This window comes from Variovorax humicola (assembly GCF_037889915.1).
Lineage (GTDB): Bacteria > Pseudomonadota > Gammaproteobacteria > Burkholderiales > Burkholderiaceae_C > Variovorax > Variovorax humicola.
This window is the reverse complement of sequence record NZ_JBBKZV010000010.1, coordinates 33,523-49,238: the sequence shown is the minus strand read 5'-3', so window position 1 is coordinate 49,238 and position 15,716 is coordinate 33,523. Positions and strand designations below refer to the sequence as shown.

Annotated in this window: 11 protein-coding genes; 2 read left to right on the top strand and 9 right to left on the bottom strand. The window is 67.9% G+C overall.

What is annotated here, in order from left to right:
- Positions 1-62 precede the first annotated feature (62 nt).
- Complete coding sequence (locus tag WKW80_RS17560) at positions 63-785, top strand: Crp/Fnr family transcriptional regulator (RefSeq protein WP_340364862.1); 723 nt, start codon at positions 63-65, stop codon at positions 783-785.
- A 1-nt stretch (position 786) separates the two neighbouring features.
- On the opposite strand, the gene WKW80_RS17555 is transcribed toward WKW80_RS17560, so the two are convergent.
- The 3 genes from WKW80_RS17555 to WKW80_RS17545 form a co-directional block, all read right to left on the bottom strand.
- On the bottom strand, positions 787-1,440 hold the full coding sequence (locus WKW80_RS17555; protein ID WP_340364861.1) for a redoxin domain-containing protein: 654 nt from the start codon (positions 1,438-1,440) through the stop codon (positions 787-789).
- A gap of 19 nt (positions 1,441-1,459) precedes the next feature.
- Positions 1,460-4,819 carry an adenylate/guanylate cyclase domain-containing protein gene (locus tag WKW80_RS17550; RefSeq protein ID WP_340364860.1) on the bottom strand — a complete coding sequence of 1,120 codons (3,360 nt, stop codon included), beginning with the start codon at positions 4,817-4,819 and terminating at the stop codon, positions 1,460-1,462.
- A gap of 128 nt (positions 4,820-4,947) precedes the next feature.
- Positions 4,948-5,592 (bottom strand): Crp/Fnr family transcriptional regulator, encoded by a 645-nt coding sequence (locus tag WKW80_RS17545; RefSeq protein WP_340364859.1) that lies wholly within the window; start codon positions 5,590-5,592, stop codon positions 4,948-4,950.
- Between the two features lie 181 nt (positions 5,593-5,773).
- Between WKW80_RS17545 and WKW80_RS17540 the strand changes: the two genes are divergently transcribed.
- Positions 5,774-7,357: a phospholipase D-like domain-containing protein gene (locus WKW80_RS17540; RefSeq protein WP_340364858.1), complete on the top strand. Its 1,584-nt coding sequence runs from the start codon at positions 5,774-5,776 to the stop codon at positions 7,355-7,357.
- Between the two features lie 6 nt (positions 7,358-7,363).
- Here WKW80_RS17540 and paaZ read toward each other — a convergent pair whose 3' ends face one another.
- The 6 genes from paaZ to paaE form a co-directional block, all read right to left on the bottom strand.
- Positions 7,364-9,409: a phenylacetic acid degradation bifunctional protein PaaZ gene (gene paaZ, locus WKW80_RS17535; protein ID WP_340364857.1), complete on the bottom strand. Its 2,046-nt coding sequence runs from the start codon at positions 9,407-9,409 to the stop codon at positions 7,364-7,366.
- A 30-nt stretch (positions 9,410-9,439) separates the two neighbouring features.
- Positions 9,440-10,195: an ABC transporter ATP-binding protein gene (locus WKW80_RS17530; protein WP_340364856.1), complete on the bottom strand. Its 756-nt coding sequence runs from the start codon at positions 10,193-10,195 to the stop codon at positions 9,440-9,442.
- Positions 10,192-12,063 carry a branched-chain amino acid ABC transporter ATP-binding protein/permease gene (locus tag WKW80_RS17525; protein WP_340364855.1) on the bottom strand — a complete coding sequence of 624 codons (1,872 nt, stop codon included), beginning with the start codon at positions 12,061-12,063 and terminating at the stop codon, positions 10,192-10,194. Before WKW80_RS17525 ends, WKW80_RS17530 begins: the two co-directional genes overlap by 4 nt.
- A 120-nt stretch (positions 12,064-12,183) precedes the next feature.
- Positions 12,184-13,212 carry a branched-chain amino acid ABC transporter permease gene (locus WKW80_RS17520; protein WP_340364854.1) on the bottom strand — a complete coding sequence of 343 codons (1,029 nt, stop codon included), beginning with the start codon at positions 13,210-13,212 and terminating at the stop codon, positions 12,184-12,186.
- Between the two features lie 29 nt (positions 13,213-13,241).
- Entirely contained in the window at positions 13,242-14,387 is a 1,146-nt protein-coding gene (locus WKW80_RS17515; protein WP_340364853.1) for an ABC transporter substrate-binding protein, read from the bottom strand.
- A gap of 240 nt (positions 14,388-14,627) precedes the next feature.
- Positions 14,628-15,713: a 1,2-phenylacetyl-CoA epoxidase subunit PaaE gene (gene paaE, locus WKW80_RS17510; RefSeq protein WP_340364852.1), complete on the bottom strand. Its 1,086-nt coding sequence runs from the start codon at positions 15,711-15,713 to the stop codon at positions 14,628-14,630.
- Positions 15,714-15,716: the final 3 nt, after the last annotated feature.

The window sequence follows — 15,716 nt, the reverse complement described above, 5'->3', positions numbered from 1 at the left end:
GACACCGAGACGGTCAAACGCCCGCCTGTGGCACATTGGAAGTGCTCACCTGAGGAACTCGCATGGCCATGCCCGACCTGTACGCCCTTGCAACCCACAGCCTCGTCACGGCGCTGGCGACGACCTCGGGCACCATCGCGCTCTTTGCCGCGGGCATCGCCGGCCTGCTGGTGGTCGTCAGCTCATTCGTGAAGACAATGATCCCGCTGCGCTACCTCGCAGTGGCGGGCAATATCGGCTTTCTGGTCTACGGGGCGCTGCATCCTGCGTTCATCATGGTGCTGCTGCATGGTGCGCTGCTGCCCATCAACATCTATCGCCTCGCCGAAATGGCGCGACTGACGCGGCAGGTGACGCGGGCCACGGAGCAAAGCGACCTTTCCGGTGTCTGGCTGCGCCCCTACATGCGCAAGCAGCGCCTGCGCGCCGGTCAGGTGTTGTTCCGCAAGGGCGATGCCGCCACACACCTTTATTTCCTCGCCGACGGGCGCATGGAATTCGTCGAGATCGGCCAGGAGATGGAGCCCGGCCGCCTGTTCGGCGAAATCGCTTTCTTTGCGCCAGACAAGCGCCGCACGCTGACGGCCCGCTGCGTCACGAAATGCACCGTGCTGCGCATCGACGAGGACACGTTCAGGCAGCTCTACTTCCAGAACCCGGCGTTCGGCTTCCAGGTCGTGTCGCTGGTGGCGGGACGATTGATTTCCGACCGGCAGCGGCTGGAAGCGCAGGTCGCGGCCGTGAGCCGGTCGGCTCCCCTGGCGCCGGCAAGCAGCGTGGGATGAGTCAGTGCAGCATCGTGCGCGCCGCCTCGATGATGGTGTCTTCGGATGCCAGCTTGCCGACGCCGGCCAGGCCCTCGTCCTGGCACTCGATGCAGGCCCAGCGCACGATGCCCTCGCGGTCGATCATGTACAGCGCCTTCAATTGGGGCCATTGCCGTTCGACGTCGCCCTGGTCGCTCGGCGAGGGGACGTAGCCATCGAGCTTGTCCATCGCCTTGGCTGCCGTCACGATGGGCATCGGCTCGGGCAGGTCGCCGAACGGATTGACGCTGATCTCCTCCAGCGCCTTCATCATCTCCGGACTCGGCTCGGGCTTGGGCACGCCGAACGCGCGGTGCGTCGACAGGAACGGGTCTGACGCGAGGCGCAGCTTGGTCGGCCGGAACTTGAAGTACATGCGGGCGTTTTCCGGGTCGGTGGCGACGACCGCCAGGCTTTCGACGCCCAGCGCCTTGAGCTTGCTTTCGTAGCCGCTGATCTGGGCCAGTTGCCGTCGACAGAACGGACACCACAGGCCGACCATGAGCGCCAGGAACACGGGGCTGCGGCCGCGGTAGTCGGCCAGCGAAACAGTCTCGGGCCCGGCCACCGCCGGAAGGGAGAAATCGGGGGCCGGTTGGCCCGGCACCACGGGTTGCGTCATTGCAGCAGTCATGTCGACTCCTTCGGCAAGTTCAGCAAAGGAACGGAAGCACCATCAGGGCGTCAGGCTCGAGGCCAGCGCGCTCGCAAACCGCTTGCGCCTTGTTGAGATAGGTCTCGGCCTGGGCCGGGCGCCCCGCGTCAAGGTACAGCGTTGCCAAACCATCGTAGCAGGGAAAAAGCAATTGGGGCTCGTCGATTCGCTCTGCCAATTGCAACGCCTCGGTGTAAGACGTGAAGGCGCGCGCAGGGTCGCCGTGGCACTGGTAGATCTGGCCCAGCACGATCAGCGGGACGGCCAGGTGGTCGAGCAGTCCGAGGCGGCGGTCGAGGCTGGCGGCGGCGCGTGCGGCCTCGATGCCTTCTTCCTCGCAACGGTTGGTGAGCGCGCAATAGGCGACGGCCAGGTTCGCATACAGGCGCGACTGGAAGCCGAGGTCGCCGACCTTCCTGGCGGTCTCCAGCCCGCGCAGGCAGGTGTCGATACTGCGCTGCGGGTCCAGGGTGGCGTAGAGCACGCCCAGGTTGGTGTAGCCGCGGCAGGCAGCCTGCAGCATGTTGTGGGCCTCGGCCTGGGCGACGCTGAGTTCGATCTGTGCCACCGCTTCCTCGGGTCTCCCGAGCCGCGCCAATGTCACGCCCAGCGTGTTGCAAGCCTCGGCGCGGACCACGATCGCTTCGCGCGTGCGCCCTGCCCCGTCCGCAGGCACCTCGGCCAGCGCGCGCTGCGCCAGCGTCAGGGCGGTGGCGTTGTCGCCGACGCGGAAGGCGAGTCGCCCCATCTCCTGGAACAGGTGAGCGCGCTCGATGGCATCGCCGTCCGCGCCCAGGCACGCCAGGCCGGCACTGAAACAGGCGCTGGCACGCTCGCGTTCGCCGGCTTCCCAATGCAGGCCGCCGACCTTGCGCAGAACGCGCGCGGTGCGCACCGGGTCGTTGCAGCCTTCGACGGCCAGCTTGACCGCGTCGTAGTGCGCCAGCGCATCGGCGCGCCGGCCCTGCAAGCCGAACAGGTCACCGAGCCGCTCGCGCGCCTCGAGTTCGGCGGCCTTGATTTCCGCGACGGCCGCAGGCGTTTCCGGCGAGGCTTGCGCCAGTGTCGACAGCGCGCGTTCGTAGTGGCGCAGCGCATCGTCATTGGCATAGACACCACGCGCCCAGTCGCCCGCCGCCAGCAGGTAGCGTGTGCCGCGGGCCTTGTCGGGCGACAGGCTCCAGTGATGGCCGAGCGCCTCCAGTTCGGCAAGGCGGCGCGGGCCGCGCGCTTCGCCATCGGGCGCTATCGCCGCGCCCTGGTCCGCTTCCGCTTCGAGCGCGCGGCCAGCGCGGTGATGCAGTTCGGTGCGCCGCGTCAGCAGGAGATTCTGATAGGCCACGTCATGCAGCAGCGCATGGGTGAATCGCCAGCGCGCGGCACCGGTCCCGTCGGCGCGGATCAGGTCGGCGGCCGCGAGCCGGGCCAGCGCCGTATCGGTCGAATTCGGCTCGCTGGCGATGCGCCGCAGCAGCGCGCTGTCGAACTGGGCACCGAGCACCGCGGCCTCCTGCAGCGCCCGCCGGTCTTGCGCGGCCAGCCGGTCGATGCGCGACAGCAGCAGGCCATAAAGCGTCGACGGCACATCGGCCGCTTCGTGCGGCGCCTCGCACACCCATTGATCGCCCTTGCGCGACAGCACGCCACCGCTGGCGAGGCTGCGGACGATCTCCTCGACGAAGAGCGGGTTGCCGCCGGCCCGCGCCGCGACCAGGTCGCGCACTGCCGCCAGGCTGTCGTCGGCCGATGCGCCGAGCAGGTGGTTCACCAGCGCGCGCGCCTCCTCGTCGCCGAGCGGGCCGAGTTCGATCTCCGAGTGCTCGGCGCGCAGGGTGCGCAAGGTTCGCGCGTCGGGGCGCTGCGAGACCAGCAGCATCAGCGGCCGATCGGCGAAGTGGTCGATGACATCCCGGAGCAGGTCAACGGATGCCGCATCGGCCCATTGCAGGTCGTCGATGACGATCATGAGCGGCTGCGTCGACAGCCGCCGGTCGATCAGCGCGCGGGCGGCCAGCGAGATTTGGCGCTGCAACTGCTCGGGCTCGATGTCATGCGGCCGGCCTTCCTGGATGCCGAGCAGGTAGTGGATGACCTGCGCCACCGCTGCAGCCTCGTCTGCGTCCGCGCCGAGGGCCAGCAGGCCCTCCTGCAGCTTGCGCTTGGCCACGTCGAGCGAGTCACCGGTCTCGACGCGATACGCATCGCGAAACAGCGCACCGAAGGTGCCGTAGGTCGGCTCTCCCAGCGGCGAGCAGGTGGCCCGGCGCACGCCCGACGCGGTGAAGCGCGCATCGCCCGCCAGCCGCGCGAACATCTCCGCCAGCAGGCGCGATTTGCCGGCGCCGGCCTCGCCCGTGAGCGTCACGAGCTGGGCCTTGCCCTGCTGCATATGGTCGAACGCGGCCAGCAGGCGCTCGATGTCGGCGCCGCGCCCGACCATCGGCGCGGCCAGGCCCAGGTCGGCCAGGCCGCGTGCGGAGGCCCCATCCTTGCGCACGCCGACCAGCCGGTGCACCAGCATTGGTTGCGCCTTGCCCCGCAGCGCCAACTCGGTGGGCGCGTCGAAGTCGAAGCGGTGCCGCACCATGGCCTGGAGGGCGTCGGACACCAGCACCGTGCCCGGCTCCGCGGCCGTGAGCAGCCGCGATGCGGTGTTGACGGTGTCTCCGGTCACCGCGTAAGTGCCGCCGGCGCCGCTGCCGAGACTGCCGGCGACCACGGCACCGGTGTGCACGCCAATGTGCAGCGTCACGCCGCGCCCCAGGCGCGCGGCCCAGCGCTGGCTCAGGCAGGCGACGCTCTGCAGCATCTCCTGCGCGGCCTCGATGGCGCGCAGCGGATCGTCCTCGTGCGCGCGCGGCGCGCCGAACACGGCCATCACCGCATCGCCAACGAACTTCTCGACGAAGCCGTCGTAGTGCGCAATGGCCTGCGCCATGGTTTCGAACAATGCGTTCTGGAAGCTGCGCACGGTCTCCGGGTCGAGCCGCTCGGCCAGCGAGGTGAAGCCGGTCAGGTCGGCGAAGAGGATGGTGACCTGGCGGCGGTCGGCCTCGTGGCCAGTCGCGTCGGGCGTCTGCGTGGCGGGCGTCTGCGTGGCGGGCGGGGGCGGGGGTGGGGGTGGGGGTGGGGGCGACGGCGGCGGGGGCGTGCGGGCGGGCGGCGGTGGCGGGGCCGCGACGACCGGTGGCCCGGCGGCGGCAGCGCGCGGCGTGCCGCAGCGCGGACAAAACGCGAAGTCCGGGTCGCACACGCACCCGCACGACGGGCAAAGGCTGGCCAGCCGACGGCCGCAGCGCGGGCAGAAGGAAGCGTCAGGCGGCGCTTGAGCGCCGCAGCCGGTACAGGTCTGGGTCATCGTGCGTTCGTGCCCCGATGCTGCGCCGTTTCCGCCAGGCGCGCCACTATGGGGGGTCACCGGCGAGCCACGGGTGAGCCACGGCTGGCCGTCACCGGTGCCGCGCGGGCGGCGCCTTCCAGCCGTCGCTACCAGGCCGACGGCAGCTTGCGCAAGATCACCAGCCGACCGTTGCGCTGCGTCACGTAGCCGCCGGCCGTGAGTTCCTTCATCACCCGGTTCACCATCTCGCGCGACGCGCCAACGCGGTCGGCGATGTCCTGCTGCGTGAGTTTCTGGCGCAGCACGCGCTCATGCCCGATCGGCTCGGACAGCTCGTGCAGCACACGCACCATGCGGCCGTAGACGTCTTCGGTGGCGATGCTGCGAACCTGCTCGGTCAGGCGCCGCACCATCCGGATCAGCTTGCGGGTCAGGTGAATCGCGAAGTCGGGCGAGTCGATCAGCAACTGGCGCATCTCCGAGCCCTGGACCACGCGGCAAGTGACGGGCTCCATGGCCTTGATCGAGGCCGAACGCTTGGCGCCGTCGAGCGAGAGTTCGCCGAAATACTCACCCGGTCCATATTCGGTCAACACCACGTCCCGGCCCTCCTCCGAGCTGGCATAGACCTTCACGCGCCCGCTCAGCATGATGTAGAGCGAGTCGGTGGTGTCGCCTTCGTTGATGAGGATGGTATGCGCCGGAAACGCGCGCGTGACGCCGCGAAGCGCGAGTGCATCAAGCAAGCCCGGCGGCAGCTGGTCGCTCGCTCCCTCGTCGGCGGAACTCATCGGGCTCTCCGTTGTTTCTGGCATGGCGGGCAACGTTTGTTGCTGTGCAGCAATTATCTGATCTCGGGCGGGTGTGATCAACGTCACATGGGTGATGCGAATTGCGCACTCGTGCGCCCGCGGGCGCGTAGCTAGATTAACGCGATCCTCCCATAAACCTGCCTCACGTTGGAGCCCCTGGATGTCCGCGCTATCGAAGCACCTGGTCCGCCTGATCGCCCTTTGCCTCGGCATCGTGCTGTCCGTGCTGGTGACCGGCTGCGCGAGTCTGCCGGACGACGTGGAGCGCCTGCCCTCTCACACCCTGGGCGATATGCACGGCGCAACCCGCCTGACGACGGTGGCGGCGGCATCGTTGCCGGCGGACGACAGCGTCTCCGGTCTTCGGCTGCTGCCCGACGGTGGCCAGGCGTTGGAGGCGCGCATGGCGCTGGCCAACGCGGCCAGCCGCACCATCGACGCGCAGTATTACCAGATCGCCAATGACGCATCGGGCCGCGAGTTCCTGCATGCGCTGGCCCGGGCGGCTGACCGAGGCGTTCGTGTACGCCTGCTGATCGACGACCTGCATGCGGCCGGCGAAGACGACTTGCTGGCCGGCCTGGCGGCCGGCCCCAACGTCGAGGTGCGCATGTTCAACCCGCTGGCGGTACGCGGCCGCGGCGTACCGTCGCGCGTGTTGCTGTCGCTCAATGAATTCGCGCGTGTCAACCGGCGCATGCACAACAAGCTCTTCGTCGTGGACAACGCCTTCGCGATCAGCGGCGGGCGCAACATCGGCGACGCCTATTTCGGCCGCAGCCAGCCCGCCAACTTCATCGACATGGACATCCTTTCCGCCGGGAAGGTGGAGCGGGAGCAGTCGGCAGTGTTCGACGCCTACTGGAACAGCGAGCATGCCTTTCCGATCCAGAGCCTGGTGGTGAAGGAGCGCCCGCCGCAAGTCGCACGCGCACAGTTCGATGCGTGGGCGCAAGTTGGGCCGGACACGATGCAACCTCCGATGGCCGAGCGCGACCCGCTCGGGCAAAGCACCGTCGGCGCCCAACTGGCCAGCGGCCGGATCGACCTGCACCTGGCATCGGTGCGCGTAATGGCCGATGCGCCGGTGAAGGCGACGCAGGCCGACACGCTGGTCGACGGCGCGGTCATGGCCGGCAACCTGGAACTGCTGCAATCGGCACGCTCCGACGTGCTGGTGACCTCGCCCTACTTCGTGCCGGACACGCGCATGCTCGACATCCTGCAGGCCTCCACCGGCAAGCAGGTGCGCGTGGCGGTCATGACCAACTCGCTCGCCACCACCGACGAGCCGCTGGTGCACTTCGGCTATTCGCGCTACCGCGACGCGCTGCTGGACATGGGCGTGGCACTCTACGAAATGATGCCCGGCGTCGACGCCATGCAAGCCGCGTCTTCATCGCACGGCTCGCTCGGCCGGCTGCATGCCAAGCTGGCCGTGGTCGACCACCGCTGGCTGTCCATCGGCTCGATGAACATGGACCGGCGCTCGGCGCACAGCAACACCGAGATGGGCCTGGTCATCGACAGCCCCGAGCTCGCGGGGCAGGTGGCGATGCTGCTGCAGCGCGAGCAGATGCCCCGCAGCTATCAACTGCAGCGAGCCGGCGCGCGGCAGCGGCTGCAATGGGTCGCACCGACGGGCACGCAACCCGTGGTGTTCAGCGCCGAGCCCAGCCGCAACTGGCGCCGGCAACTGGGCATGTCGTTCACGTCGTTGTTCGTGAGCGAGCAGCTGCTGTGATGTTGATCAGCTGCGCTTGGAAACGAGCGTGAGGATGTCGTAGCTCGCCACCACTTCGTCGAGCTGGTTGGTGACTTCCACATCCCACGCGACCACGCCCTGGCCCACGCCCTTGGCATCCTTCTTGTTGCGGTCGATCTTGCGCTTGGCGGTCAGGCGCGCACGGATCGTGTCGCCGATGCCGACAGGCTTGACGAAGCGCAGCGTGTCCAGCCCGTAGTTGGCCAGCACCGGTCCCGGCGCGGGCGACACGAACAGCCCCGCCGCGGCCGACAGCACGAAATAGCCGTGCGCGATGCGCTTGCCGAAGGGCGATTCCTTCGCGGCCACCTCGTCGAAGTGCATGTAGAAGTAGTCGCCGGAGATGCCGCCGAAGGCGACGATGTCCGCCTCGCCCACCGTGCGGCGATGGGTGAGCAGCGAGTCGCCGATCTGCAGGTCCTCGAAATGCTTGCGGAAGGGGTGCAGCTCGCTCTCGTTCAGCGTGGCACCGCGCATGTACTCGCCGGTGATCGCCGCGATCATCGTGGGCGAGCCCTGCACCGCCGTGCGTTGCAGGTAGTGCTTCACGGCGCGGATGCCGCCGAGTTCCTCGCCACCGCCGGCCCGGCCCGGCCCGCCGTGCTTGAGTTGCGGCAGCGGCGAACCGTGGCCGGTGGATTCGACAGCGGCCTCGCGGTCGAGCACCAGGAAGCGGCCATGCAATGCCGCCACCGCGGGGATGACGCGCGCGGCCGTCTTCGGGTCCCGCGTGACCAGCGTGCCGACCAGGCTGCCGCGTCCGCGTGCCGCCAGTGCGATCGCTTCGTCGAGGCCGTCATAGGCCATCAAGGTGCTGACCGGGCCGAAGGCTTCGACGTCATGCACTGCGTCGTGCTCGAGCGGCTTGCGACTCAGCAGCAGCGTCGGCGAGAAGAACGCGCCGTTGGCCACGCCATCGCCCACCGGGGCGAAACCGTCGCGCTCGCCATAGAGGAGTTCTGCGCCCTGCATCAAGGTCGCGACGCGTTCGGACACATCCTCGAACTGCGCACGCGAGGCCAGCGCGCCCATGCGCACGTCCTCGCGCGACGGGTCGCCGATGACGGTCCTGGCCAGCCGCTCCCGCAGCTTCGTCGCGACCGCATCGACGTGAGAGCGCGGCACGATGGCGCGCCGGATGGCGGTGCACTTCTGCCCGGCCTTGGTCGTCATCTCGCGCGCGACCTCCTTCACGAACAGGTCGAACTCCTCGTCGTCGGGCGTCACGTCGGGCGCGAGGATCGCGCAGTTCAACGAGTCGGCCTCGGCATTGAAAGGGATCGATTGGCGCACCAGGTTCGGATGCACGCGCAGCTTGGCCGCGGTGTCGGCCGAGCCGGTGAAGGTGACGAAGTCGGAGCCGTCCAGGCGGTCGAGCAGGTCGCCGGTGCCACCGATGACGAGTTGCAGGGCGCCTTCGGGCAGCAGGCCCGATTCGTTGATGAGGCGCACCAGCGCTTCGGTCAGGTAGCTGGTGGCGGTGGCGGGCTTGCCGATGCACGGCATGCCGGCCAGGAAGCTGGGCGCGAACTTCTCGAGCAGGCCCCACACCGGGAAGTTGAAGGCATTGATGTGCACGGCCACGCCTCGGCGCGGCACCAGGATGTGCGTGCCGGCGAAGCCGCCCTTCCTGCCCAGCGCCATCGCGGGGCCTTCATGCACCAGGTTGCCGGAGGGAAGTTCGTTGCTGCCCATGCTGGCATAGGCCATCAGTGTGCCGGCGCCGCCCTCGATGTCGATCCAGCCGTCGGCACGCGTGGCGCCGGTGTGGGCCGAGATGGCGTAGAGCTTTTCCTTGTTCTGCGCGAGGTACTTGCCCAGCGCCTTGAGGCGTTCGGCGCGCTGCTGGAAGTCCATGGCGAGCAATGCAGGCAAGCCGACCTTGCGTGCATGCGAAACGGCCTCGCCGAAGTCGAGCGCTTCGGCATGCGTGCTCGCAACCGGCTGGCCGTTGATGGCGCTGTTCAATGTCTGCGCGGCTTCGCGGCCGACCCAGCGGCCGGCGATGTAACTCTGGAGAACGGTGGTCACGTGCAAATCCCTCGTTGCGTGTTGGGGGGTTCAGGCTTCGGCCGGCGTCGCGTCGCTGCGCTGCGCGTTGCCGATGCCAAGGTAGGTGTCGATGATCCGGCGGTCGTGCAGCAGCTCGCGCGCCGCGCCGGAGAGCGCGACCGCGCCGGTCTCCAGCACATAGCCGCGGTCGGCCACTTGCAGGGCGGCGCGTGCGTTCTGCTCGACCAGCAGCACCGAGACGCCGTGGCTGCGCAGCGAGGAGACCACCTGCAGCACTTCGCGCACGATCAGCGGCGCGAGGCCGAGCGATGGCTCGTCGAGCATCAGCAGGCGCGGGCGCGCCATGAGCGCGCGGCCGATGGCCAGCATCTGGCGCTCGCCGCCGGAGAGCGTCGAAGCCATCTGCTCGCGCCGCTCGCGCATTCGCGGGAAGATCTGGAAGACCTCCTCCATGCGCGCCTTCTGGTTGCGCTGCCCCTTGCGCCAGCGGTAGAAGCCGCCGAGCAGCAGGTTGTCCTCGACCGACATCTCGCCGAACAGCTCGCGCTTTTCCGGTACCAGTGCAACGCCGCGTGCAACCATCGCTTCGACGGTCGGGCGCGCAATGCGCTCGCCGGCCAGCGTGAGCGAACCGCTCGACGCCAGCAGGCCCATCGCCGCGCACAGCAGCGTGGTCTTGCCGGCGCCATTGGGGCCGATCACGGTGACGATCTCGCCCTCGTCGACTTCGAGTTCGATGCTGTGCAGCGCTTCGACCGTGCGGTAGGAGACGCAGAAATTTTCCAGCTTCAACAGTGCAGTCATGGCGTCACCTCCTCCGCGCCGCCCAGGTAGGCATCGAGCACGCGCGGGTTGGCTTGCACTTCGGCCGGCTTGCCTTCGGCGATCACCGTGCCGAACTCCAGCACCGTGATGCGGTCGGCCAGGTTCATGACGAACTCCATGTCGTGCTCGACCACCAGGATGCCGAGGCCTTCGGCGCGCAGCTGCGAAAGCAGTTCGGCCAGTGCGCGTTTTTCCAGGTGGCGCAGTCCCGCCGCAGGCTCGTCGAGCAGCAGCACGGCCGGCTGGCTTGCCAGCGCACGTGCAATCTCGACCACGCGCTGCTGGCCCAGCGCGAGCGAAGCGGCTGGCGTGTCGGCATGCGCGCCGAGGCCGCATCGCTCGATCTGGTGGCGCGCTTCGGCCAGCAATGCCGCCTCTTCGCCACGGTCGAGCCGCAGCATCGAAGCAACCCAGCCGCGTTTGGCGCGAAGGTGCGCGCCGAGCGCCACGTTCTCGATCACGCTTCGCTGCCCCAGCAGGCGCACGTGCTGGAAGGTGCGGCCCAGGCCCAGCGACGCGAAGTCGCGCGCGGGCAATTCGCGCATGGGTTTGTCCATCAGGCGCACCTCGCCTTCGGTCGGATCGTCGACGCCCGAGATCATGTTGAAGAAGGTGCTCTTTCCCGCACCGTTGGGGCCGATCAATGCGTGGATCTCGCCGGCCTTCACGTTCATCGAGACCGAGTTGTTGGCGACCAGCCCGCCGAAGCGCTTGGTGACGCTGGACGACTGCAGCAGCACCGTGCCGCGCGCCGGCAACACGCGGCGCGCCAGCGCTGCCATGCCGCGCGGCGCGGGTGCCGCATCCGCTCGCAGGAAGCGCTGGCCCAGGCGCTCCAACGCAGGCCACAAGCCTTCCGCGAAGCGCTGCAACACCAGCAGCATCAGCAGGCCGAACACGATCACCTCGAAATTGCCGCTCGACCCGAGCAGCCCCGGAAGAATGTCCTGCAACTTCTCCTTGAGCAGCGTGATCAACGCCGCGCCGAGCACCGCGCCCCACAGGTGTCCGGCACCGCCGACCACCGCCATGAACAGGTACTCGATGCCAATGTTGAGATTGAACGGCGTCGGGTTCACGAAGCGCTGCATGTGCGCATAGAGCCAGCCGGAAATCGCCGCCATCAGGGCCGCGAGCACGAACAGCTTGATGCGATAGCGGGCCGTGTCCACACCCATCGACTCGGCCATGAGCCGGCCGTTCTTGAGTGCACGCACCGCGCGCCCTTCGCGCGAATCGAGCAGGTTGTGCAACAGCCACAAGGCGATCAGCAGCACGGCCCAGATCACGATGCCCAGCGCGCGCGGCGAGGCCAGCGACCAGCCGGCAATCACCAGCGCCGGCACCCCGGTGATGCCGGTCTGGCCGCCGAGGAACTCCATGTTGCCGAACAGGTAGTAGAGGCTCAGGCCCCAGGCAATGGTGCACAGCGGCAGGTAGTGGCCTTGCAGCTTGACCGTGACGGCACCGAGCATCCAGGCCAGTGCGAAGGTCAGCGCCAAGCCGAGCAGCAGGCCGACCCAGGGCAGCAATCCCGTGCCCACCACCGCGCCGATGGTCGATGCGGCCCACGGCGAAGTGCAGGACCATGCCGTCGCATAGGCGCCCATGCCGACGAACGCGGCCTGCCCGAATGAGGTCATGCCGCCGACGCCGGTGAGCATCGCAAGGCCCACGGCGACGAGCGCATAGAGGCCGATGTAGCTCATCACCACGACGGTGAATTCGGGCAGCCAGCCCCAGACCCCCGCGAGCAACGCGATGGCGGCCAGCGTGAGATGGCGGCGCGTGAGCAGCCCGCCCGATGTCGCTGCGGACAACGCCGGATTCTTGACTGACGTGTTCATTGGAAAACCTCCGCGCTACGCGCTACGGTGCGAACGCCTTCGGGCGGCCGTGCGGCGTTCATTGGAAAACCTCCGCGCTGCGCGCTACGGTGCGAACGCCTTCAAGCGGCCGTGCGGCGTTCATTCCTCATCCTCCACATGATGGCTGCGCAGCGAGCGCCACCACAGCACCGGAATGATCAGCGTGAACACCAGGACCTCCTTGAAGGCGCTGGCCCAGAAGGAAGAAAACGATTCGAGTTGCCCGACCAGCAGCGCGCCGAGCAAGGCCGCCGGATAGCTGCCCAGCCCACCAACGATCGCGGCCACGAACCCCTTCAGGCCGATGAGAAAGCCCGTGTCGTAGTAGACCGTGGTCAGTGGCGCGATCAACAGGCCCGACACCGCGCCGATGAGCGCCGCCAGCGCAAAGCTCACATCGCCCGCCAACTCCGTCGGAATGCCCATCAGCCGGGCGCCGACACGGTTCATCGCCGTCGCACGCAAGGCCTTGCCGACCATCGAGCGGCCGAAGAACTGGAACATCAGCACCACCAGCACGAAGGTCACGCCGATGACGACGATCGATTGCCCTGTCACCTGCAGGCCGGCCAGGTCGAAGCGTGCGTCCGAGAAGGCCGGCGTGCGCGAACCTTCGGCACCGAAGAACAGCAAGCCGAGCCCCACCAGCACGCCATGCAGCGCGACAGAGACGATCAGCAGCGTCAGCACCGTGGCATTGACCATCGGCCGGAATGCGAGGCGATAGAGCAGCGGCCCGAGCGGCATGATCAGCACCAGCGTCGTGACGGCTTGCGCCGCGACGCCAGTGGGCTTCCATGCCAATGCGAGCGCGCAGGCGGCCAGCGGGAATGCCACGCACCACAGCAGCGCAGACGTCCACTCGACCGTGAGGCCGCGCTTCCAGCGCCATGCCTCGACGATCAGCGCCAGCGCGGCGAGCACCAGCAGCAGCCACAGCGTCGCCGGCACGCGGCCGGCCTGCATCATGGCCATCGACAGCGCGCCGAAGGCCACGAATTCGCCTTGCGGAATGAAGATGACGCGGGTGACGGAAAAGACCAGCACCAGGGCCAGCGCCATCAATCCGTACACCGCACCATTCACGAGGCCGTCCTGCGCAAGCAGCAGGGCGATCTGTGCGTCCATGAATTACTTTCTATGGGGCAAGCCGAAGCTCAGGGCTGGAATTTCCAGGCGCCGTTCTCGATCTTGACCATCACGCGTGCGCGCTGGTCGAGCCCGAGGTGATCGGTCGGCGACATGGTGAAGATGCCGTGCGCGCCGGGCAATTCATTGACCTGCTCCAGTGCGTCGCGCAACGCGACGCGGAACTCCGGCGTACCGGGTTGCGCCTTCTTCAGTGCGACCGGAACCGCGGCCGCCATCAGCAGGCCGGCGTCCCATGCGTGGCCGCCGAAGGTAGAGACACTGCCCTTGCCATTCGCGCCCTCATAGGCCGCGATGTACGCCAGCGCGCTCTTCTTCACCGGGTTCCCGGCGGGCAGCTGGTCGGCTACGAGCACCGGCCCTGCGGGCAGGAAGGTGCCCTCGACATCCTTGCCGCCCACGCGCAGGAAGTCGCCGTTCGCCACGCCGTGCGTCTGGTACATCTTGCCGGCATAGCCGCGCTCCTTCAGCGTCTTCTGGGGCAGCGCGGCCGGGGTGCCAGAGCCGGCGACCAGCACCGCATCAGGCTTGGCCGACAGGATCTTCAGCGCCTGGCCGGTGACGGACGTGTCGCTGCGGCTGAAGCGCTCGTTGGCGACGATGGTCAGGCCCTTGAGCCCGGCGGCCTTGCCGAACTCCTGGTACCAGCCTTCGCCGTACGCGTCGGAGAAGCCGATGAAGCCGACCGTCTTCACGCCCGACTTCTGCATGTGCTCGGCAATGGCAAGTGACATCATGATGTCGTTCTGCGGCGTTTTGAAGACCCACTTGCGCTTGTCGTCCATCGGCTCGACGATGCGCGCCGAGGCGGCCATCGAGATCATCGGCGTCTTCGCCTCGGAGATCACGTCGATCATCGCCAGCGAAGCCGGCGTGACGGTCGAGCCGAGCACCACGTCGACCTTGCTTTCCGCGATGAGCTTGCGCGTGTTGGCCACCGCCGCGGTCGTGTCGGACGCATCGTCGAGCAGGATGTAGTTGACCTTCTGCCCGCCGATGGTCTTGGGCATCAGCGCGATCGTGTTCTTCTCCGGGATGCCGAGCGATGCCGCCGGCCCGGTGGCCGACAGCGTGACGCCGACGTTGACGTCGGCCTGTGCGGCAACGGCAGCCCCGAGCAGGGCAATCAGCAGCAGTGGCTTGAAAGATTTCATGTCTTCTCCGAGGTGGTGTTTCTTGAAAAATGGAAGGCGAAGTGCCAGCGGTAGTTGACGGTTTTCATTGCATCGTCGTCATCGGGATGTACCCGTGCGCCTTGTGCCTCGAGATGGAGGCCGATGCGCCCGAGTGCGTCGCGATCGCCGCGCCAGGCAAGGCGCGACGACGCCGCGGGCTCATGCCCACAAGGAGGAGCAACGCCGCATGGCGCACCGGGCGCGGTGCATTCGGGTGCATCAGCGTTCGTCGAATGAGAGAACGACACGCTCTGTCAGCGGGTGCGCCTGGCAGGTCAGGATGAAGCCGCTGGCCACTTCCTTCTTGTCCAGCGCAAAGTTGCGCTCCATGCGCACCTCGCCCTCGATCAGCTTGGCGCGGCAGGTGCCGCACACGCCGGAAGTGCAGGAATACGGAACCTCCAGCCCCGCGGCCGATGCGGCATCGAGAATGCTCGGCTGGTTCTTGGTGAACGAGATCTCCCGGTGCAACCCGTCGCGCACGATGACGATGCGCGCCGTCTCGGCATCGCCGGGCTTGGCCTCGTGCACCACGGCGCCGACGGGGCCGGTGGATGGCAACGCGACACCGAAGCGCTCGATGTGGATGCGCTCCTCGGGCACGCCGGCGTCGAGCAGCGCGGCCTCGGCCTCGTCGTTCATTTGGAACGGTCCGCACACGAACACGTGGTCGATGCCGGCCGCCGGCACGATGCTCTTCAGGAATTCGCCGATCTTCGCGCGGTCCATCACGCCATGGTTGATCGGCGCGTCGGTGTGCTCGTCGGAGAACACGTGCTGCAGCACCAGCCGCGTCATGTAGCGGTTCTTGAGGTCTTCGATCTCTTCCTTGAACATCGTCGATTGAAGCAGGCGGTTGCCGTAGATCAACGTGAAGCGGCTTTTCGGCTCGCGCGCCAGCACCGTCTTCATGATGGAAAGGATGGGCGTGATGCCGCTGCCGCCGGCAATGCCGACGTGATGGCGTTGCGACTTCGGATCGAGCGGCACGAAGAAGCGGCCCTGCGGCGCCATGACCTGCACGGTGTGGCCGGGCTGCAGGTGTTCGTTGATCCAGTTGGAGAACACGCCGCCGCGCACCTTGCGCACGCCGACGCGCAGTTCGCCGTCGTCGACACCGGCGCAGATCGAATACGAACGGCGTAGGTCCTGCCCGTCGATGTCGGTGCGCAAGGTGAGGTACTGGCCCTGCGTAAAGCCGAACACTTCCCGCAGGTCGGGCGGCACGTCGAAGGAGACGATGACAGCCTCTTGCGTATCGGGCTCGATGGCGCGAACACGCAGTGGATGGAACATGACGCTCATGGT